Here is a 22,111-nt window from a genome sequence, read left to right on the forward strand (position 1 = left end):
ATTAAGTTGGTAAGCATAAAAGTAGCTGTTTTATGTTAAAATACAACATTTTGATGATTATGAAAAAGCTGGATCCCAGTGTCAAGCACTGGGATGACATCATAGAGGCACTGGAATAACATCATCCTTTTTTCTGAATTCCAGTGTCAGCTACTTTCATGACATCGTTTACTATGTGCCACATTGCAATGTTCGTACAGCTATGGAATGAATCGCGGTATGACGTAGGGAAACCTTTCTTGGGTTAGCTATAGGTCTTTGTCTATAAAGTTTGTTTAAACTATTTTCAAAACAGATAAAATATAATTTTACAATTAGCGTAAATAAAATGAATTATGATGTAATCATTTCAGGTGGTGGGTTACTTGGTCTTATTACTGCCATTGGCCTCAGTTGTGACTCTGTGTCTGTAGCTGTGATTGAAAAAAATAGTCTACCACGTGTAGTAGATGATAATCGAGCATTTGCTATTTCTCAAGGCTCGAAAAAAATATTGGAAAAGTTAGGGATTTGGCAGTTTGTGGAAAGTGAAGCTGAGCCAATACTTGATATATGCATATTAGATGCGGTTACTGTGCATTACAATCATAAAATGGTTAGCGAAGAGCCAATGGGTTATGTTATCAACAATGCTACTATATGGAATGCAATCAACAATAATTTTCTAAATAAACTGAATATATACTCTCCACATTCCTATAAAACAATTGCTTGTGATTCAGGATATGTGGAAGTGATTCTTGATAATAACCAGGAATTAATATCATCGCTACTTATCTGTGCTGAAGGCAAAAACTCTAAATTACCAGAGTTATTTTCTATACCGACAGTGAAATTTGACTATAAACAAAGTAGCATAGTATTTAATGTAAAGCATGAACTGCATCACCAAAACTTAGCTGTGGAGCGTTTTTTCCCTGGCGGTCCATTTGCAATTCTACCGATGAAGGGTGGCTATACTTCTTCGATAGTTTGGACAGAAAAATCTGAAATTTCAAAAATGCTAATGGATCTGTCTGAAGAAGAATTTATTATAGAGCTTAAAAAAAGATTTGGTTCTTATTTAGGAGAGATAAAATTAGAGGGTGAAAGAAAACTTTATCCTTTAAGTTTTGTTTTCGCAAAAAAGTTATATAAGGGTAGAGTTTTGCTTATCGGCGATGCAGCACATTCAATTCATCCAGTTGCAGGTCAAGGGCTTAATCTTGGAATTAGAGATGTAGAAAGTATTATAAAGCACGTAGTTGCCGCAAAAGCATCTGGTATTGATGTTGGCAGTAGTTATTTATTAAAGAAAATTTCACGTAACAGATACTTTGATAATTTTACAATGGCGCTTGCAACTGATGGATTAAATAGGATGTTTTCCAACAGAATATTCTGCGCTAAAGCACTAAGAAATCTTGGCTTGATTGCAGTTGAAAATTCAAATTTCCTCAAAAAACGCTTCATTCGGCATGCTATGGGATTTATATAAATCACTATTTTATAGCTAATGCAAGTCAGGTTTCCCACGGCATACCGCCGCGGTATCTTGGCCGCTAACACGTAGCGGGATGACGAATGTATCTGTTCAGCAGTTGTGTTAAAAGTCAATAGAAAAATTGATGTAGCTGTGGATAAGTACTTTTATCTGTATAAACGTGCTTATCCACAGCTATACTGGCTCTTAGATAGAAACAGACAGAGAGTTATATTCCTCAGTAAAAACCCTGTCATCTCTGACTAAAGAGTTAGCAAGAATAAGCAATTTCCTCATGGCAGCAGTGGAAGCAATTTTATATGGCTTTTTATATTGACTATATAATCTAGTAAAGAAAGGTTTGATATAGGAATTAGGGGGGGAGGGGGGGGATGTATGGTCCCAGAGTGTGATGGTATGATAAAATATGAGAAAACAATACCATCAAAGGAGGAATTATGGGACAAATATTACATGGGTGCGCCAAAACAACAGAGACAATTCGTAGAGCAATACAAAATAGTAAAGAGAGCATAGCAAAACTCTCCAGGTACTATAACCTTAATCCAAAAACTATCATTAAATGGAGAAAACGGTCTTTTGCCAAAGACGCTGATATGGGTCCGAAGCATGCAAGATCAACTGTTTTAACTTTAGAAGAGGAGGCTGTAATTGTTGCATTTCGTAAGCATACTCTATTGCCATTAGATGATTGTCTCTACGCTTTGCAAACCTCAATCCCACACTTGACTCGCTCTAGTCTACATCGTTGCTTACAGAGGCACAGCATTAGCAGACTACCAGATGTTGATGGCGAAGTTAAACCAAAAAAGAAATTCAAACAATATCCTATAGGCTATTTCCATATTGATATTGCAGAAGTCAGAACAGAAGAAGGAAAGTTATATTTGTTTGTTGCAATAGATAGAACATCCAAATTTACGTATGTTGAGTTGCATAAAAGTGCTACAAAACCTATAGCTGCTGAGTTTCTACGTAATTTGATTAAAATTTTACCATATAAAATCCACACTATTTTGACAGATAACAGTGTACAATTTACCAACCAAAAACGCCATAAATACGCTTTTCAACATATATTTGATAGAGCTTGTGAAGAAAATGACATTGAACACCGTCTAACAAAAGTTAGCCATCCTTGGACAAATGGGCAAGTTGAGCGTATGAACAAAACTTTAAAGAATGCCACTGTTAAGAAGTATTACTATCAGTCTCACCAGCAACTCAAAGAGCATCTTTATGACTTTGTTATGGCCTACAATTATGCTAAAAGACTCAAAACTCTTAAGGGTCTTACACCTTTTGAGTTTATATCTTTACAGTGGACAAAATCTCCTGAATTGTTCATACTAAATCCACACCATCACACTCTGGGACCATACACTTCCTGTGTTTCGTAATATTATACAATCAAATTGATAAAAGCTGTATTATCTCCTTGCAGCATTAAGTGTATATTTTTTGCTATTTTTTCCACTAAGGGAGTAACATTATCAAAATTTGAAAATTTTGATAACACATAATCTGCTAAGCTTCTTTGATCTTCAGGTCTACCCACTCCAAATCTCAAGCGCCAATAATCGTTGCCAATAAAACTATCTATGGATTTAAGTCCATTATGTCCAGCAGAACTACCACCTTTCTTTACTTTTATTCTTCCAAGTTCCAAATCAGCGTCATCGTGTATGACAACGATATTATCTAGCGATAATTTGTAAAAGTTTCGTATTTTTGCAACAGGGATGCCTGAATTATTCATAAATGAATAAGGCTTTATTAACATAATTTTATTATCATTAATTATGCCAGAGGTTATCAGATAATCGGCTTTTTTAGAGAACGAATGGAAATTCCAATATTTGCAAATTGTATCAACTACGATGAAGCCGATATTATGATGAGTTAACTCATATTGACTACCAGGGTTACCAAGCCCAACTATCAGGTGCACTATTCCTCTGTTTCTGCTTGAGGTTCTTCAACGTCACTATCGGCAGCAGAAATTGTAACAATGGTAAAATTTTCTTCTTCATGAGCTACAAACTTAACACCTTCTGGTAATTTTACATCATTGATATGTATAGATTGGCCAATCATTTTACCGGATAAATCAACTTCAATAACCTGAGGTATTTTATCAGGAGAGCATTTAACAGCAATAGAACGACACAAAACATTAAGCACTCCACCTAATTTGATTCCTGGAGCTTTACTTTCATTCACAAATGATAGAGGTATGTCTATTTTAATTTCACTGCCTTTATCAACAAACTGAAAATCAACATGTTGCACAGTATCCTTTACTACATGCAATTGGATATCGCGAACAAGAGCATATTCCTTTTTGCCCGAAATATTCAGCTCTATCAAATGTGCAGAAAGAGAGCCTGACTTATATTGCTTTGTGAATTCCTTTGCAGACAATGTCAAATTTACATTATCATGGCCCTTTCCATATATGATTCCAGGGATGTTTCCTTTCTTCCTTAGAGAATGCATCGCTTTTGTTTTTGTTATATCACGTAACTCTGCATTAATTGTTACTATTTCCTGTTGCGTCATCGGTTACTCCTATTCAGCTAATCCTTTTAATATAATTTAACAATAATATAACATAAAAATATTTATTTCAAACTTCATTCTTTCATACTAATTGTTTGTGAAAGGATTTATTTAGATATATATTTAAGCTTATTTAACAAGAACTATGGGCATTGACGATAAAGTAGTTTTTAGGATTTATAAACCAACAAGAACTGCAACACAATCTGGTTTAGGTAATACAAATTTCTGGCACCTAAAAATTGAATCTGGCTCTTACTACATTGAACCTTTGATGGGGTGGGTTGGCTCAAAAGATCCAAAAAAACAGATTGTATTAAAGTTTGATTCTCTTGAAAAAGCAGTATTCTACGCAAAAAAACGCAACGTTAAATACATAATTGAAATGCCAAAAAATGTTAAGAGGCTGCCAAAATCTTACGCAAGCAATTTCATACTAAAGTAAGTTGCACAACAAATGGTGTTATGCAAGTAGCTGACACTGCTCTCCTTTGTCATCCCAGTGCCCAGACACTGGGATCCAGGAATTTTATTAAGTTGGTAAGCATAAAAATAGCTGTTTTACGTTAAAATACAATGTTTTTGATGATTATGGAAAGGCTGGATCCCAGTGTCAAGCACTGGGATGACACCATTTGTTGTAAACTCACTTTTACTCTATGGTTATACTACCTTGCCGCTATCCTGAACGGATACAAAGTAAGTTTTATTGTGATGTGCTCATCTGTAAAAAATAAGACTTAATCTCACTGTTGATCATGGATTTTAAGTTGTGCTAGCACACTGCGGCCATTTAGAGAGTCAAGATTTTTAACCTGGCTAGCCAGTATTAAAGAGTTATTTTTCAGGTATTTCTTTACAAGGCTTGCAAGTCTTTTTGGATTATTCAAATAGCTCCATTCTGCTTGTAAAACTTTCATATCACTTTGTACTAAATTAATTTCACTTTTTATTTTTATTAGCTCTCTATTTAACGACTGAACATGTAATTTTACCTTAAATAGTCCTACAATGCTAAGAAAAAACATAACTATTGAGATGATGCAGAAAGTTCTCACGACAACCTCTGTATAGCTCTTAGTTTTGCTGAGCGTGAACGCGGATTTGCACTTACTTCTTCTATACTTGCTTCGATCACTTTTTTATTTAGCAGAGAGAATGTCTTGCAATCAGTAGCACATAAATCTTTAAAAAAAGTTTTGACTATACGATCTTCTAAGGAATGAAAGGTGACGACAATTAATTTGCCATTCTCACTTAAAATCTCAGATGCAGCTTTAATACCCTTTTCAAGTTCTTCCAGCTCATCGTTTACCCATATTCTGATTGCCTGAAATGTTCTGGTTGCAGGATCAATTTTGCTTTTTCCACGAAATACCACGGAACGTACAATATCCGCAAGCTCAAATGTAGTTTTGATAGTTTTCTTCTTCCGTGCATTTATTATTGCTCTTGCAATTTTGCGAGAATGACGTTCGCCTCCGTAGTTATATATAGTATTTGCGATTTCTTCTTCGCGTAAAGCGTTAACAAACGTTGAAGCGTTTATATAAGAAGAGTTATCCATGCTCATATCGAGTGGACCATCATGTAAAAATGAGAACCCTCTATCTCCGTTATCAAGCTGCATAGATGAAACTCCGATGTCAAAGACCACTCCATCCACTCCGTTTGATGTCATTCCAGCGCGTGACCAGTTATTTTTTCCAGTATCAAGTACTGGGATGACAGGAGATGGCTCAACGCTGCTTAGTATACTTTTAATATTACTAAACTTCTCAATGAATAGTTTTATTCTATCGGGATATCTAACGCTTAAATCATCATAAAACTTAGTTACCGTTTCATCTCTATCAATTGCATATACCTTGCAATCAGCTGACTCCAATATTGCTTTGCTATACCCTCCAGCTCCAAATGTGGCGTCCACGTATATGCCACCATCCTGCGGTGATAGTAGTGATAGCATCTCTTTTAACAAAACTGGAGTGTGTGTCATATCAAAAAATTTAAGTACAGTTGGTGTAGATATCCTACTCTACTCTACTCTTCACATCAATTTTATTTATGTACATAGATTTTCTTGCCAAAATATGGTATCTTATCGGAATATATGAGCAATAATATTAAAATCAAGGTTTAATATTGTTAATATAATATTCACATAACGTTCACATTTTTTTTTATATATAAGATCAAACAGGCTATAGGGAAATTATGCAGCAAATAACAAAAGTAATATTTTCAAGTTTGATTTGTAACACTTTATTGTGGTATGACCACATGCTTTTTGGCCACTTAATAAACATAATAGGTGGTGTGTTTTTTCCATCGGATGATCAACTAACCAGCGTATTGAAGGCTTTTGGAGTGTTTGCAGTGGGTTTCTTAATGAGACCAGTCGGTGCTGCTATATTTGGTCACATTGGTGATAAACATGGCAGAAGAGTTGCCTTATTGCTCTCGATTATATTAATGACTTTATCAACCGTATTAATTGCTTTTGTTCCAGGTTATCAAAGCATTGGAATACTAGCATCAATTCTGGTAGTTTGTTTAAGGCTATTGCAGGGTATATCCCTTGGAGGAGAAGCAGGAAATGCACCATTTTTAATAGAACATGCTCCTAAAAACAAAAAAGGATTTTTTGGCAGCATTGAAGTATTAAGCGCAATTTTTGGTTCAGTATTAAGCCTGATAGCGGTACTCATATGCAAAAAAGTATCTGATTTTGAATCTTGGGGGTGGAGATTACCTTTCATTTTCAGTTTAGCAATGGGATTAATTAGCATATATGTGAGATATATACTTGATGAAAGCCCAGAGTATAAAAGACAAAAAAATCCGTCTAAATTGCCACTAAAAGAGTTATTAAACAATTACAAAAAGCCTGTTCTAATATCAATAGGTATTGACTTGGTTGAAAATGCGTCTCTCTATATATATTTGGTATTTTTCAATGTGCTTACGAATAAAATATTAACAGTAAATACTCATTTTAATCATATAGTGGAAATACTGAGTCAAATTGCGCTCGGAGGATTGACAATATTGTTTGCAATACTTTCTGATAAGGTAGGAAGAGAAAAAGTTATGAAATTTGCATTTATAGCTTTTGTAATAGTGAGTTATCCAGTTTTTTCAATGTTATGTAGTGGCAATTACTTGCTGGCACACATTCTTTTTATAATTCCAATAGCTGCATCGCTTGGTCCTGTCAGTGCACTTATGTGCGAATTATTTCCAACAAAGGTTCGGTACAGTGGATTTGGTTTATCAAGAAATATAGCTGCTGGATTTTTTGGCGGCCTTGCACCATTTATATGCACAACAATTATCAAGGTTACAGGACAAGAGACTTCAGCTAGTTTTTACATGATTTTCTGTGCATTAATTGGGCTAGTTGCTATATCGCAAATTAAGGGTGAGCTTTCTTCAAAATTACCCAAAGTAAACCAAGTATAGTTGCAGTATAGCAGAATTTAAAAAAATCTAATTATAAGGTGGGAAATGCCAATTCTTAGGTGATAATGTGAATATTTCAGCACCATCTTTTGTTACTCCAAGTGTATGCTCAAATTGAGCAGAAAGTGAAAGATCGCGTGTTGTTACTGTCCAGTCATCGAGTTTACTGAGCAGAGTCTCATGTTTTCCAGCATTAATCATTGGCTCTATTGTAAAAAACATACCTTCCTTTAAGACAAGATCTTCATCTTGATCATAGAAATGCACTACATTTGGTGGAGCATGAAAGACTTTTCCTATACCATGTCCGCAGTAGCTGCGTACGATAGAATATCCAAAATCTCTAATATATTTCTCTATAGCAAGCCCTATTTCATTTAACTTATTGCCGGGCTTAACTTGTTTGATTGCTTCCATCAACGCATTATAAGTAGCGTCACATAAACGTTTTGCTTTTATTGATGGCTTGCCAACCCAAAACATGCGACTTGTATCACCATGCCAGCCATTTAAAATCACCGTAACGTCAATATTCAAAATATCCCCATCTTTAAGCGGTGTATCATCAGGAACACCATGGCACACAACGGCATTTTTTGAGGTGCAGATTGATTTTGGATACCCCCTATAATTTAGTGGTGCTGGAATTGCACCTGCATTAATTATAAAGTCATGGCATAGATCATTTAATTCATTAGTTGTCACCCCTACCTTTACGTACGGTGCAATGAAATCAAGAGTTTCAGCAGCAAGCCTGCCAGCCTTGCGCATAAATTCAAAATCTTCTTGTGAGTGTATAGTTATGTTCATATTTTCCATGTCTTATTGTAATTGGTACGCTTACTCGCAAGTACATAAACATAATAATTTTACATATTATAAAAATAAGTCCTATGGATCCTAGTGTCAAGTCATTTGTATGAAAGGTGGTAAAACAGAAATCTAGACTGTAACTTTTGATTTAACCCAATTATACAATTTACTCATTTTACCATCCTGACCTAAAATACCAGAATTATTTTTATAAAAAGTGTCAACTATTAGCTTTATAGAGCCTATAGCAGCAGAAAATACAGGATTTTTATCATATTCGCCATCAAGACCGCTACAAGACTCAGGGCACCCAATTCGAACTTGCTTATTGAATATATAGCCTGCAATTTCCTTCATGCTTGTGAGTTGACTAGTTCCACCTGTGATCACTACTTTATTAATTGGATCTTTCTGCTCTTGAAATTGCTCTCTTACCATTTCAAGTATTTCTTCAACTCTTGGTCTTATGATGTTAATAAGCTCAGATTTGAATACTTGAGTAGGTTCATCATTTTCGTTGTTTTGCATTGTAATGTACTCATTCTCATCTATTGAAGTTACGATAGTGCTGCCATACAGTATTTTTATATACTCTGCACGTTCTATGCTTGTGCATAGCCCGTAAGCAATATCTCGAGTGATATGAACACCACCAATTGGAACGCTGCTTGCATACACAAGTTTCCCTCTTTTGAAAATTCCAATTGCAGTGCACCCACCGCCTATATCAACAATAGCAGTCCCGAGCTCTTTTTCATCTCCACTCAGACAGGCAAGACCTGCAGAATATGCAGAAGCAATACAACCTGCCATATTTAATCCACCATTATTGGTAATACAGTTTTCAATATTGGTAAGCGCTGGACGCGAAGCAGTGACAACATTAACATCAGCAGATAGTCTTTTTCCGTACAATCCACCAACTTCTTTTATGTCAGTCATGTCATCTAAGTGATATTTTAGTGGTATATTGTGAATGATAACATTGTCTTCAATATATTTCTCAAATGTTTGAAAAACTACACGTCTTATATCACGCTCAGAAATCTCATGGTTAGCTGCAATAATTTCATTATGTACATTGAAAGATGAGATGCCACATCCAGCAATGTTCACATATATCTGATCTATGGTTTCTTCTGATACTTGTTCAGCTAAACCTATAGTTGATGAGATAGAGTAATTTGCGTGTTTTACATTAGTTATTGATCCACCGTTTACACCTTCTGCAATCTTATAACCCGTTCCTGTTACTTTATAGCTGAAGTTGCCATTTATCTTAACGATTAGACAAATAATCTTTGTTGTACCTATGTCTAAAACAGCAAAAACATTTCTCTTTGGTTTTGCTATTACTGCAGAGTACATTAGTTAACCTTATTACGCAATTTCATTTAAATTGTAGCTTCCTTTAATAATTTATATTTCTATTATAGATATAGCAACATTTTAATATACACTAAATTCTGGACAAAAGGAAAAGCAAAACATAGAATTATAATTTTTATGTCCATATTACCAATTGTAATTGCCCCTGATGAAAGACTAATCACACGTGCCAGTGAAGTAACAGATATAAACGATAAAATTAAAGAATTAGTAAACGACATGTTCGAAACTATGTATGATGCAGAAGGTCTTGGCCTTGCTGCAGTGCAAGTTGGAGTGTTAAAGAGAATTTTTGTTATGGATATTCAGCTAGAAACGATTGAAAATGAGCCAGCAGGATATGGCTCAACTGGCAAATTTTACATGATTAATCCTGAGATTACAGAATTATCCGATGAACAAGTAATTCTCAAGGAAGGATGCCTTTCAATTCCAGAGCAAAGTCATGAAATTAAGCGTCCAAAGTATCTAACTGTGAAATATAAAGACTTAGATAATGAAGAACAAACACTAAAAGCTAGTGGTTGGCTTGCAAGGTGTATTCAGCATGAATTAGATCACTTAAACGGCATATTATATATTAGACATTTATCTAAATTAAAGTATGATATGGCCATGAAAAAAGCACAAAAGGTTAAAAAGCATTATGAGCAATAAAGACCTAGAATTATTAAAATTTTACCATGAAGTGGGCGTTGATTGCACACTAACAGAGGGTGAAGAGGAAAAAAAATTGGAGAGCAAAGAGAGTGTACAACCCTCTGTTATCCAAACTGGGACCAAGAAGAAAGATGCAGATACGCGCTGGGGTGACACTAAAGATGGAAAAGACATGTTTCCAAGTGACTGGATAATCGAAGCAAGGAAACTTGCAAGCAAATGTAATAGTGTGGATGAACTAAGAAGTGCAGTTGAATCATTTGAAGGTTGTGAGATAAAAAAAACTGCAACTAATACTGTCTTTTCCGATGGTAATCCAAACGCAAAAGTTATGCTCGTTGGTGAAGCTCCAGGAGCAAATGAAGACCTTCAAGGCATACCATTTTGTGGTGCAAGTGGAATGTTGCTCGATAAAATGTTAAATGCAATCAATCTTGATCGCACTAAGGTATACATAAGCAATACTGTATTTTGGCGTCCACCTGGCAATAGAAAGCCAACCGACCTAGAGCTTGATATGTGCAGACCATTTGTCGAAAAACACGTTGCACTAGTTTCACCACAAATTTTAATTTTGGTCGGGGGAATCGCATGTTATAGCCTTCTTGACAGCACAAAAACTATATCGAATTTGCGTGGTAGATTTCATACGTACACTAACCAATATTTGTCCAATTCAATCACCACAGCCGCTATATTTCATCCAGCTTACCTACTTCGCCAACCGGCACAAAAACGTTTAGCCTGGGAGGACTTGAAGAAGATTAGGGAGTATCTTGATAACACCAATAACTGCACAAATACCTAATAAAGTGGTAGACCTCTTGCATAGTTTTTTGCAGCATGTTAACAATCGTTAGAAACGAAAAAACTTCCTTGACAAACTCCGCCAGCCCCCTTATCATAAAATTGAAGCTATTGTATTTGCTTTCGCCAATCTGCAGATTAAAAGGTAAGGATTACTTAATGTATCGGCGTCTTATGTTCAATTTTTTGCAGTATATAGATACTGTATGTCTTTACAAAACTTCATCTACATCTAGATTTTTATCTAAATAAGCTGAACGCGCTTATAAAGCGTTACAAGACATCAAAAAATGCCAATACTCGACAGAGATAGTAAAAGACTAGCTAACTCGGGGATTCTTTGTCTTTTTTTCTGCTTAGTAAATTTCTTAAACATTTGCAGCGTAAGTTAGTTGCAATTAAAAGCAGCTTAATCTTGCTTGTCAAGCGTTTAAAACATAAAAAACGCCAATATTTTAAAGCGGATAATAACCCCAGGGCTTCTTTTGCCTTTTTTTTCGTTTGGTAAATTTCTTAATGTTTATAGCTAAACGACAATCGTCATCCCGCAGCGGGATCTATGCTTTGAGATACCGCGAATAAATCGCGGTATGACGTAGAGCTCGCGTTAGCTACACTTTTATGCTTACCAACTCAGTATCCAATCAAAATCCTGGATTTCAGTGTCAAGCACTGAAATAACACCGAAAGGGCTACTGCTGTCTTGGATGGAAACCAGTGTCAGCTACTTGAATCTGCCACGCAAATTGCCTGCAAATTGCAATGTTCGTACAGCTGTGCGTCATGCGCTGGAATGGCATCAAGGGGTAACTTTTTATTTAAACAATGATTGTAAAATGATTATAATAAGAGATCTATTGAAATTTTAAAGTTATTAAATATTGACGCTATATACTTAAGTGTTAAAATAGAATGAAAAGTTTTTAGGAGTTTATATGGCAGCAGGTGGGAAAGCAAAGACAGCTAGTAAAAATAACCCTACTCAGCGTAAGAAAGCTGAGCAAAAAATGTATAAAGATAAACCGGTAAAACCTGTTAGATATATAGATCGTGATTCGCGCATGAATTATATGTCTGCTCAATATGACAACGGCAATCTGGTTGAAGATGAGGTAAGCGGCAATCCTATAAAGTGGGAAGCTGTATAATAGTTGTGGTTAAAGTTACTATTAATTCTAAGGAATGTGAAGTAGAGCATGGGCTCACTATAATTCAAGCTTGTGAAGTCGTGGGCGTTGAAATTCCACGTTTTTGTTATCATGAGCGTTTAGCAATTGCTGGTAATTGCAGAATGTGTTTGGTTGAAGTGGAGGGTGGACCTCCAAAACCAGTAGCCTCTTGTGCAATGCCAGTTGCAGAAGGGATGGTTATTCACACTGATACCCCTAAGGTTAAAAAAGCACGTGAAGGTGTGCTTGAGTTTTTGCTAATTAACCACCCGCTTGATTGCCCAATTTGCGATCAGGGTGGTGAATGCGATTTGCAAGATATCACGATGGCTTATGGGAAAGGAACCAGCAGACTTGATGAGCATAAGAGGGCTGTGCCAAAAAAACACTTCGGACCACTGATTGAGACCGCGATGAATCGATGCATTCATTGCACTCGGTGTGTTAGATTTTTGTCTGATGTTGCAGGTACAAATGAACTTGGAGGAATCGGAAGGGGAGAAAATGTAGAGATTAGCACTTACATAAAAAGGCATATTAGTTCTGAATTATCCGGAAATATCATAGATCTCTGCCCGGTAGGAGCTTTAACTTCAAAGCCTTACTCCTTTACAGCGCGTCCATGGGAGCTATCACATTGTGAGACTATAGATGTGCTAGATGCTGTGGGTAGCGCAATTAGAGTTGATTATCGTGGCCCGGAGGTTATGAGGATATTACCAAGGCTGAGCGAAGAGGTAAATGAAGAATGGATATCAGATAAAACCCGCTTTGCCTATGATGGACTAAAAGTTCAGCGTCTTGATCGACCTTATATAAAAAAAGATGGTAAATTAGCCCCAGTTGATTGGAATGAGGCATTAACTGTTGCTGCAAAGAAATTAAAGAATACAAAATCAAATAAAATAGCTGCAATTGCAGGTGATTTAGCAGATTGTGAGTCTATGCTTCTACTTAAAGAAATGATGCAGAAGCTCGGCTCGGGAAATATAGATTGCAGGCAGGATGGTGCAAAACTTATACCAAATAATCGTGGATCGTATGTGTTCAATACCACTATTGAAGGTATAGAGAATGCGGATTTGTGTCTGCTTATAAATACAAACCCAAGGATAGAAGCACCGATCATTAACGTAAGATTGAGAAAGAGATATTTACAGGGCAACTTTCCTGTTGCAAGTGTTGGTCCTAACATTGAATATTTGTATCATGTTGAGAAATTGGGCGATAATCCTGATATTTTGAGTGAAATAGCAAATGGAAATCATAAGTTCTGTAAGCTGCTGAGTGCTGCTCAGAGCCCTATGCTGATTATCGGTCAAGATGCATTAGTAAGAGACGATTCTGAATCAATTCTAATTCTAGCTGGCAAAATTGCAGAAGAATTTAACATGGTCAGAGATGACTGGAATGGCTTTAATGTGCTGCATAAAGCTGCAGCAAGAGTTGGTGGGCTAGATATTGGGTTTGTTCCTAAAAAAGGCGAAAGGGATATTAATCAAATATTGGAACATGCAGAAAGTGGTGAAATAGAAGTTGTTTATCTTCTTGGTGCAGATGAAATTGACACATCAAAGTTAGAAAACACATTTGTAATTTATCAAGGTCATCACGGTGATAAGGGTGCACATGTGGCAGATGTTATCTTGCCTGGTGCTGCATATACAGAAAAATATGCAACTTATGTAAACACTGAAGGTCGAGTGCAAAGAACAAATTTAGCTGTATTTCCTCCAGGTGAAGCAAAGGAGGACTGGTTAATTATTAAAAATCTCTCGCAATATTTGGATCTCTCCTTACCATATGATAGTTTATTTGACGTGAGAAAAAAATTAGATACTATCGGTCCACAGTTTAGAAATGCTGATCAAGTGATAAAAAACACATGGGTGCCAATTAGCAATGGTAAAATAAATTTAAGTGATACACCTTTTACTTTAAAGGAGTGTAATTTTTATATGACGGATTCAATAAGTCGCGCTTCAAAAATAATGGCAGATTGTACTAAAGCTTTTTATGAACACACTAGTTAATATTTTATTTATTTTAGTACCGCTACTACTTTCAGTTGCATATTTGACATACTTTGAGCGTAAGGTCCTTGCTGCAATTCAACTAAGGCACGGCCCGAGTGTAGTTGGACCTTTTGGGCTATTGCAGCCATTTGCAGATGCTATTAAGCTACTGATTAAAGAGCCGATAATACCATTTAGAGCGAGCACCATACTGTTCATTATGGCTCCAATGCTTACCTTTATCTTGGCATTAATTGCCTGGGCAGTTATACCGTTTGGTGCTGAAGTAATTGTAGAAAATGGCCAGCAAGTAGTTATTCCTAAGGTTATAGCAAATATTAATGTTGGAGTGCTTTACGTGCTAGCTATATCGTCGCTGGGAGTATACGGCGTGATTATTGCAGGCTGGTCAAGCAACTCCAATTATGCATTCCTTGGCGCTATACGGTCGGCTGCTCAGATGATTTCATATGAAGTTTCAATAGGCTTAATAGTTGCTGCAGTCGTTATTACCACTGGAACATTAAATCTTGGAGAGATGGTGGTAGCGAAACACAATATGCCATTTTGGGTTGATTTGCTACTAATGCCTATAGGAATAATATTTTTTATTTCTTTGCTTGCAGAAACTAATCGTCACCCATTTGATTTACCAGAAGCTGAAGCAGAGCTTGTCTCTGGATATAACGTTGAATATTCATCCATGCCTTTTGCCCTCTTTTTTCTTGGAGAATATGCAAATATGATTCTAGCAAGTGCTATGATGACGATATTCTTTCTAGGAGGATGGTATCCGCCGCTGGAGTTCAGTTTACTTTACAAAATTCCAGGTTTAATTTGGTTCATTTTGAAAATAGTTATACTTTTGTTTATATTTATTTGGATTAGAGCAACAATACCTCGTTATCGATATGATCAGCTAATGCGCCTTGGTTGGAAAGTATTTCTACCAATATCGGTGCTTTGGGTGATACTCATTTCAGGGGTGTTGCTCTTTACTGGGAACTTGCCTGGATCCAATGTTTAATTTTCCAAATACAAGATTAAGACGCAGGCGCTCGAGCAAATGGGTTCGCAATTTAACAAGTGAAAATAGTTTATCAGTAAATGATCTGGTTCTTCCTCTGTTTGTTCATGACAGAGAAGAAACAACTGAACCAATTTCTGGCTTACCAGGCGTAAAATGTTATTCAATAGATGGATTAGTGTCTATAGTTAAGGAAGCTAAAGATTTAGGAATTAATGCTGTTGCAATTTTTCCTGTAGTTGATAGTAAACTAAAATCTGAAAACGCTGAAGAAGCATATAATTCTGACAACTTAATCTGCAGAGCAATTTGTGCTGTAAAATTAAAGGTACCTGAAATTGGTATTATTGCAGACGTTGCACTGGATCCATACACTATTCATGGCCATGACGGCATTTTAAAAGATAATCAGATGGATGTAGAAAACGATGAAACTATATCAGTACTGTGTAAGCAAGCACTTGCTTTAGCGAAGGCAGGATGTGATATAGTTGCTCCTTCTGATATGATGGATGGTAGAGTAGGAAGAATCAGAAAATCATTAGATGATAACAACTTTCAAGACGTATTAATATTATCTTATGCAGTGAAATACTGCTCTAGCTTCTATGCTCCATTCAGGCAAGTCGTTGGTTCATGTGGGCTATCACATTCTATAGACAAAAGTGGTTATCAAATGGATTATAAAAATGCGCACGAAGCAATGTGCGAAATTGAAATGGATATAAATGAAGGTGCAGATTTTATTATGATTAAACCAGGTATGCCATATTTAGATATTATCAAAACAGCAAGTGATAAGTTTAATTTTCCGATTTTTGCTTACCAAGTAAGCGGTGAGTACGCAATGATAAAAGCTGCTGCAAATAATGGCTGGCTAGATTATGACAAGGTGATTTATGAATCTTTGATTGGTTTCAAACGTGCGGGTGCAAGTGCAATATTCACTTACGCTGCACTTGATATTGCAAAAAATTTAAGTGCATAAGCCCTATAAAATTATTAAATTTTTGGCGCACGTTCTTCTACTGTTGCTGCATATTACTTAAAGTTTTCCAATACATGTTTTAAGTTGTTGATAAGTCCGTTACAATACAGTATTATAAATAATATAAACCAAGTGTTACTTAGAACATGGGGATTTTTTTTAAATTTTTGGGAAAGATGCTAGGCAAGGTTTTTCCTGCTAAAACAGTAAGCTCTCTTTTAGGAATAGGATATTTACCAAGTTGGCAGAACTATTGGTCTTCTTTTTTAATATTATTTATTGTCGATGTTATATTAATTCTTACATATGGAGGCGAATACTTACTATATAAAATGCCAGACTCAGGAATAGTTGTAGCTGCTGTTTTTACAAAATTGGCAATAGTTATGTTAGTAATGCAATTAATTGGAATATTTATTTTTCATGCTCAAGACCCTTCAGCAAACAGTGGTGAAGAAATAGTAATACAAATAGCGTCAGGGCAAGTACTGACTGTAGCACTTTCAATGCCGGCAATGATGTCGATTTATTATGCTGTAAGTAAACTCTATGGGAATATATGTAAGCAGATGTTTCAATGCCCATTTTGGTTTAATGATTTTATGCACTTTTTCTTTTTTCTTATGATACCTTACGTATTTTTTAATGTCGTAGAAGTGATAAAACCATGGCCAATAAGTTCAATACAGCTCAGCTATAATAATGCAATGTCAATTACATTTGAGGGGATTTTTCACACATTTTATGCGGTGATTTTACTGTATTTAACAGCATTTATATTCTGCGATTTAACTATGCATGATGCAATTGTCCTAAATAAAAGCATAATTCAGTATGTGAGGGAAAGTTCAGCAGTTTTAGGTGATTATTTACATGATACTGTTAAAAAAATAGGTATTGAATAGTACTTATTTATTTATATATTTAGTATAAAAAGTGTACAATTTGTGTGAACTTACAAAGTATAATAAAAGAGTTACAAGATTTTTGGGCTAGTGAAGGATGTGTTATACTTCACCCATACACATCTGAAGTTGGTGCTGGCACATTACATCCTGCAACAATTATGTCTGCAATTGATACAAAACCGGCAAAAATTGCATATCTACAACCAGTAATTAGGCCAGCAGATGGACGCTATAGTGATAATCCTAATCGTTTGTATCAACATCACCAATATCAAGTTATAATAAAGCCATCTGGTAATAATTTACAAGACGTCTATTTAGATAGCTTAAAAGTTCTTGGCATATCTACAGAAAAATATGATATTAAGTTTGTTGAAGATGATTGGGAAAATCCGAGCGTTGGTGCATCAGGACTTGGATGGGAAGTTACATGCAATGGAATGGAAGTAACACAGCTTACTTATATACAGCAAGTTGGAGGGATTGACTGCAAGATGATTCCTGGTGAGGTGGCATATGGGTTGGAACGTTTAGCAATGTGCATACAAGGTGTAGATAATGTTTACGATATAATTTGGAACGATAACGGTGTAACTTACGGAGATATTTTTAAACAAAGAGAATATGAATTTTCTTATCTAGCGTTAGATTATTATGATACTAAAGTGGTACAGCAGCAATTCGAAGATACGGAAAAATTGTGTAAGTTCCTTATTGAAAAGGAGCTACCAATGGCAGCCTATGACCAATGTATTAAAACTAGTCACCTACTTAATCTGCTTGATGCAAGAGGTGTGCTTGGTGTGAATGAACGTACAGCTTATATTGGTAAAGTTAGAGAGCTAACAAAAAAATGTTGTGAATTGTACATGAGTAAATAGCGTATGTCGTTGCAGTTATTATTTGAGTGCCTTTCAGAAGAAATACCACCGAGAATGCAGAATGTAGTTGCAACTCAAGTTAAAAGCTGTATTGCCAATGTTTTTAACAAAAATAATGTAAAATTTACATCAATGGAGGTTTTTATAACGGCACGTCGCATTACCCTATTTGTCGACAACATAAATGCTTTGGAGCTAAAGGATTCCAATAACGAAGTTAAGGGACCAAACATTAACGCACCAAAAAGTGCTATCGAAGGTTTTTTAAGAAAATATCAGAAAAATGAAGAAGATTTGCTCGTTCGAAAAGTAAATAATGAGGATTTTTACTTCATTAAAAGAGAAAGCTGCTCATTTAACATCAGAGAATTCCTCAAAAATCAACTGGAGGAAATGCTCAAAAACTTTTCTTGGTTGAAGAGCATGAGATGGGGCGAAGGAAAAGAAAGGTGGGTTAGGCCAATCAAAAACATTTTATGCATTTTAAATGACGAAATAATACCTGTGTCTTTTGCAGGGATCACAGCATCTAACACAACATATGGCCATCGATTTCTCTCAAGTGGTACAGCGTTAACTGTTAAAGCACCTAAAGACTATTTTGAATTGCTAGAAAAAAACAGTGTAATTCTCCAAATGGACAAAAGAAAGCAATTTATACTAGATCAGATTAATAAATTCACAAAAGAGCAGAATTTACAACTTGAGAAAAATGATTATTTACTAAATGAATTGACAGGGCTTATAGAGTGGCCAATCGTACTGTTTGGTGAAGTGAATCAAGAAAAGTCATTTGGATTACCGAAGGAAGTAATACTTAGTATAGTTAATACACAACAAAAATACCTTGCTTTAAGTAATGGAAAGAGAATTTCACACTTTGTCACTGTTGTCAACGTCAACAATGGTGAAGTTGTTAAAGGGCACGAAAGAATATTAGAAGCACGTCTTGCTGATGCCCAATTTTTAATATCTCAAGATAAAAAGGAAAATCTAGATTATTATGTCAAAAAATTAGGTTCGATATTATTTCATGCTTCACTTGGCAGCGTGGGGGAAAAGGTGAAGCGTATTACGGCTCTGTCAAAGTATATAGCTATATTTATTCCACATGCTTCGCTGATAAAAGTTGAACGTGCTGCATATTTGGCAAAAGCTGATTTGGCAACATCGATAGTCAGAGAGTTTCCAGAATTACAAGGAGTAATGGGTGGATATTATGCTTCTTATTTTCAAGAAGATAAAGAAGTAGTGGAAGCTATAACTGAGCATTATAAGCCAATCGGGCCAGAGCAGGAGTGTCCTAAATCTCCTTCTGCAATTGCTGTGTCAATTGCAGACAAAGTGGATAGCTTAGTTGGTTTAATTGCAGCAGGTGAGAAAATCTCTGGTTCGTATGATCAATTTGGTTTGCGGAGAATGACAATTGGTATAATTAGGACAATACTTGAAAATAATTTGCATGTTCCAATTAGGCTAATGATAGACAAGTCAGTATCTTTATATTCAAGGCTTCTATTTAATAAAAATACAGCGTCAGTTGATAAGCCGAATAGAAAACAAATTTCAGAACTAGTATTTAGATTTTGCTTAGAAAGATTCAAGGTTATTTTAAAAAATAGAGATATAAGGCAAGATGTTGTAGATTCAATACTATATAAAATCGATATTAATGATCTGCTGACAGCAGAAAAGCGAACTGTTATATTGGATCGTTATCTTAGTACTCCAGAAGGTGAACAAATTCTAAGCACTTACAAAAGAGTCAGTAACATGATGAGCAAAGCAAGGAAAAGTGATGGCACTACTTATAGTGCATCTTACGGTAAGAGGTTTTTGATTGAAAGTGAAGAAATTGCGCTATCAAATTGTGCTATAACTGCTTGTAAAAACATAAAACAAGCGATAAAAAATAACCACTTTAATGTAGCACTTGATGAACTTGCTGGTTTTGCTCCGTTTATCAATCAGTTTATGGACAGTATAAAGATTAACTGTGATTCTGATAAGCTGAGAAGAAACAGATTATCTTTGCTTGAAAATGTAGTTTCCATCTTTCATTTAGTAGCAGATTTTAACCTCATACAGGTTAAACAATGGATAAATGCTCAGGCAATATAAAGAACAAATCAAATCATCTCCACAATCCTGTGGCGTGTATAAGATGGTTGGAGATAAGAATAAAGTTTTATATGTTGGAAAAGCAAAAAACTTAAAGTCAAGGTTATCCGACTACCTTCAATTCGAAAACCTTTCTGAACGAATTAGAGTTATGCTCTTACAGGTTATTAAGGTTGAAATATTCATCACTGAGAATGAAATCGAAGCACTGCTTCTTGAAGCACAGCTAATAAAATCATTGAAACCACTTTATAATATTGTGCTCAAGGATGGAAAATTTTATCCTTATATAACAATTTCCAAGCACGATTATCCAAGAATAGCAAAATATAGAGGCAAATTTAAGAAAAATGAGTTTCATTATTATGGTCCCTTTACATCTGCCGCTGCTGTTAAGCAAACTATATTGTCATTGCAAAAAGCTTTTCTCCTAAGAGTATGTTCAGATCAATACTTTTCCTCAACAAAAAGACCATGTATTGAATATCAAATTAAGCGCTGCTCAGCACCATGCATAAACAAAATCACAAAAGACGACTACTGCCAATCAGTAAAACAGGCACGAAATACATTGCTTGGAAGAAATAAGGAAGTGAAAGAACAGTTACTTTTCACAATGAGAAAGTGCAGCAGTGAAGAAAACTATGAGCTTGCTGCTATATATAGAGATCGGGTAAAGTTTCTTGAGCAAATTCAAATACAGCACACGGATTTTTCTTTTGAAAAAGATGCAGATTTCTTCAGTATTGTACGTGAAGAGGATCTAGCATGTATTAGTGTGTTATCGTTTAGAAATAAAGACAACTACGGCAGCACTCCTTACTTTGCCGAGAACTGTGGTGATCACTCAAATGATGAAATTTTATCCACCTTTTTGGTCAATTTTTATAATTCAGCTAACATACCTCCAATACAAATTTACGTTCCAGATTCTATTGTGGATAAGGAAATTATAGAACAAGCACTATATAAGGTTGCTCAAAAGCCAGTAAAAGTTCTGCATGCAAAGAATAAAAAAGAGCGTGATTTATTGAAATTTGTTTATGATAACTCTCAGCATAGCTTAGAGCAGAAGCTTATCGATTATAGAAATAACCTAGAAAAGCTTGAGGAGCTTAGCAAAATCTTCTTGTTACCAAACATTCCAAAGCGTATCGAGGTTTATGATAATAGCCATATTTCTGGAAGCCAGCAAATTGGTGTGATGATTGTTGCAGGGCAGGAGGGTTTTTTAAAGAGTGAGTACAGAAAATTTACTATAAAGGAAAAATTTTCAGGCGATGACTATAAAATGATGAGGGAAGTGCTAACCAGACGTTTCTCCGGCAATATAAAAGGCATAATACCTGATTTTTTACTGATTGATGGTGGACCAGGACATGTTTCCATAGTACAGAATGTACTGGAAGTATTGAATATAAACGTTCCTTTTGCTTGTATGGCAAAAGGTCCTGATCGTAACGCAGGAAATGAAAGATTTTATATGCTGGGCAGGGAAGAATTCAGTCTGGCAAATGACAGCAAAGTCATGCTTTACTTACAATCGCTGCGTAATGAAGCCCACCGTTTTGCGATAACTTCACATAGAAAAAAACGCGATAAACAGTTTATAGTTTCACAATTAAGCAAAATACCCGGCATTGGCAACAAAAGAAAAAAAGCGTTGATGTCTTATTTTGGTTCAGTGAAAAATATAAGCAAAGCTTCTCTGGCTGAAATTCAAAACGTACCTGGAATTAGTAAAGGTTTAGCAGAAGTCATTCTTAAATACGTGAATTATAAGAGAGGAGTACTGGAATGACACAAAACCCGTTTTATTATTA

General features: G+C 35.5%; 20 protein-coding genes. 14 read left to right on the top strand and 6 right to left on the bottom strand.

Going from position 1 to position 22,111, the window contains the following annotated elements; all coding sequences use genetic code 11:
• Positions 1–328 precede the first annotated feature (328 nt).
• Together ubiH and ACFEL3_RS03415 are read left to right on the top strand one after the other, a co-directional pair.
• Positions 329–1,477, top strand: a complete 1,149-nt coding sequence (gene ubiH, locus ACFEL3_RS03410; RefSeq protein WP_010082229.1) for a 2-octaprenyl-6-methoxyphenyl hydroxylase — start codon at positions 329–331, stop codon at positions 1,475–1,477.
• Between the two features lie 443 nt (positions 1,478–1,920).
• Positions 1,921–2,883 (top strand): IS481-like element ISWpi4 family transposase, encoded by a 963-nt coding sequence (locus tag ACFEL3_RS03415; RefSeq protein ID WP_006279689.1) that lies wholly within the window; start codon positions 1,921–1,923, stop codon positions 2,881–2,883.
• Between the two features lie 2 nt (positions 2,884–2,885).
• Here the strand turns inward: ACFEL3_RS03415 and pth are convergent, their stop codons facing one another.
• Both pth and ACFEL3_RS03425 read right to left on the bottom strand, forming a co-directional pair.
• The gene (gene pth / locus ACFEL3_RS03420; RefSeq protein WP_070356754.1) at positions 2,886–3,434 is read right to left on the bottom strand and encodes an aminoacyl-tRNA hydrolase; all 549 of its coding nucleotides are present in this window, start codon (positions 3,432–3,434) and stop codon (positions 2,886–2,888) included.
• The gene (locus ACFEL3_RS03425) at positions 3,434–4,045 is read right to left on the bottom strand and encodes a 50S ribosomal protein L25/general stress protein Ctc (protein WP_010962412.1); all 612 of its coding nucleotides are present in this window, start codon (positions 4,043–4,045) and stop codon (positions 3,434–3,436) included. Before ACFEL3_RS03425 ends, pth begins: the two co-directional genes overlap by 1 nt.
• A 145-nt stretch (positions 4,046–4,190) precedes the next feature.
• Here ACFEL3_RS03425 and ACFEL3_RS03430 point away from each other — a divergent pair, with 145 nt between their 5' ends.
• Complete coding sequence (locus ACFEL3_RS03430; protein WP_010962411.1) at positions 4,191–4,490, top strand: NADH dehydrogenase ubiquinone Fe-S protein 4; 300 nt, start codon at positions 4,191–4,193, stop codon at positions 4,488–4,490.
• A gap of 301 nt (positions 4,491–4,791) precedes the next feature.
• Here ACFEL3_RS03430 and ACFEL3_RS03435 read toward each other — a convergent pair whose 3' ends face one another.
• Positions 4,792–5,103: a hypothetical protein gene (locus ACFEL3_RS03435; RefSeq protein ID WP_010962410.1), complete on the bottom strand. Its 312-nt coding sequence runs from the start codon at positions 5,101–5,103 to the stop codon at positions 4,792–4,794.
• A complete protein-coding gene (gene rsmH / locus ACFEL3_RS03440; RefSeq protein ID WP_010962409.1) occupies positions 5,100–6,044 on the bottom strand; it encodes a 16S rRNA (cytosine(1402)-N(4))-methyltransferase RsmH in 945 nt (314 codons plus the stop codon). Before rsmH ends, ACFEL3_RS03435 begins: the two co-directional genes overlap by 4 nt.
• 218 nt (positions 6,045–6,262) lie before the next feature.
• On the opposite strand from rsmH, the gene ACFEL3_RS03445 reads away from it, so the two are divergent.
• Entirely contained in the window at positions 6,263–7,510 is a 1,248-nt protein-coding gene (locus ACFEL3_RS03445; RefSeq protein ID WP_010962408.1) for an MFS transporter, read from the top strand.
• A gap of 27 nt (positions 7,511–7,537) precedes the next feature.
• On the opposite strand, the gene map is transcribed toward ACFEL3_RS03445, so the two are convergent.
• Entirely contained in the window at positions 7,538–8,320 is a 783-nt protein-coding gene (gene map / locus ACFEL3_RS03450) for a type I methionyl aminopeptidase (RefSeq protein ID WP_095742848.1), read from the bottom strand.
• Between the two features lie 132 nt (positions 8,321–8,452).
• Complete coding sequence (ftsA, locus tag ACFEL3_RS03455; protein WP_010962406.1) at positions 8,453–9,691, bottom strand: cell division protein FtsA; 1,239 nt, start codon at positions 9,689–9,691, stop codon at positions 8,453–8,455.
• Between the two features lie 138 nt (positions 9,692–9,829).
• Here ftsA and def point away from each other — a divergent pair, with 138 nt between their 5' ends.
• The 10 genes from def to uvrC all read left to right on the top strand — a co-directional run bounded on the left by def (position 9,830) and on the right by uvrC (position 22,089).
• Positions 9,830–10,369: a peptide deformylase gene (gene def / locus ACFEL3_RS03460; protein WP_010962405.1), complete on the top strand. Its 540-nt coding sequence runs from the start codon at positions 9,830–9,832 to the stop codon at positions 10,367–10,369.
• Positions 10,359–11,180 carry a uracil-DNA glycosylase family protein gene (locus ACFEL3_RS03465; protein ID WP_010082207.1) on the top strand — a complete coding sequence of 274 codons (822 nt, stop codon included), beginning with the start codon at positions 10,359–10,361 and terminating at the stop codon, positions 11,178–11,180. Before def ends, ACFEL3_RS03465 begins: the two co-directional genes overlap by 11 nt.
• 934 nt (positions 11,181–12,114) lie before the next feature.
• Positions 12,115–12,327, top strand: a complete 213-nt coding sequence (locus ACFEL3_RS03470; protein ID WP_006279675.1) for a hypothetical protein — start codon at positions 12,115–12,117, stop codon at positions 12,325–12,327.
• Positions 12,312–14,381: an NADH-quinone oxidoreductase subunit NuoG gene (gene nuoG / locus ACFEL3_RS03475; RefSeq protein WP_245994755.1), complete on the top strand. Its 2,070-nt coding sequence runs from the start codon at positions 12,312–12,314 to the stop codon at positions 14,379–14,381. The genes ACFEL3_RS03470 and nuoG overlap by 16 nt, the downstream gene beginning before the upstream one ends.
• Positions 14,365–15,390, top strand: coding sequence for an NADH-quinone oxidoreductase subunit NuoH (gene nuoH / locus ACFEL3_RS03480; RefSeq protein WP_038199678.1), 1,026 nt, complete (start codon positions 14,365–14,367; stop codon positions 15,388–15,390). Before nuoG ends, nuoH begins: the two co-directional genes overlap by 17 nt.
• Positions 15,383–16,378, top strand: coding sequence for a porphobilinogen synthase (gene hemB, locus ACFEL3_RS03485; RefSeq protein WP_010962401.1), 996 nt, complete (start codon positions 15,383–15,385; stop codon positions 16,376–16,378). The genes nuoH and hemB overlap by 8 nt, the downstream gene beginning before the upstream one ends.
• Positions 16,379–16,524: 146 nt before the next feature.
• The gene (locus tag ACFEL3_RS03490) at positions 16,525–17,283 is read left to right on the top strand and encodes a phosphatidylglycerophosphatase (RefSeq protein WP_138265045.1); all 759 of its coding nucleotides are present in this window, start codon (positions 16,525–16,527) and stop codon (positions 17,281–17,283) included.
• Positions 17,284–17,327: 44 nt separating this feature from the next.
• Positions 17,328–18,167: a glycine--tRNA ligase subunit alpha gene (locus tag ACFEL3_RS03495; protein ID WP_010082308.1), complete on the top strand. Its 840-nt coding sequence runs from the start codon at positions 17,328–17,330 to the stop codon at positions 18,165–18,167.
• 3 nt (positions 18,168–18,170) lie between these two features.
• Positions 18,171–20,288 carry a glycine--tRNA ligase subunit beta gene (gene glyS, locus ACFEL3_RS03500; RefSeq protein WP_038199670.1) on the top strand — a complete coding sequence of 706 codons (2,118 nt, stop codon included), beginning with the start codon at positions 18,171–18,173 and terminating at the stop codon, positions 20,286–20,288.
• Positions 20,272–22,089, top strand: a complete 1,818-nt coding sequence (gene uvrC / locus ACFEL3_RS03505; protein ID WP_010082305.1) for an excinuclease ABC subunit UvrC — start codon at positions 20,272–20,274, stop codon at positions 22,087–22,089. The genes glyS and uvrC overlap by 17 nt, the downstream gene beginning before the upstream one ends.
• The last annotated feature ends 22 nt before the right edge of the window (positions 22,090–22,111 follow it).

This window comes from Wolbachia endosymbiont (group A) of Opomyza germinationis, assembly GCF_964264765.1.
Taxonomy (GTDB): domain Bacteria; phylum Pseudomonadota; class Alphaproteobacteria; order Rickettsiales; family Anaplasmataceae; genus Wolbachia; species Wolbachia pipientis.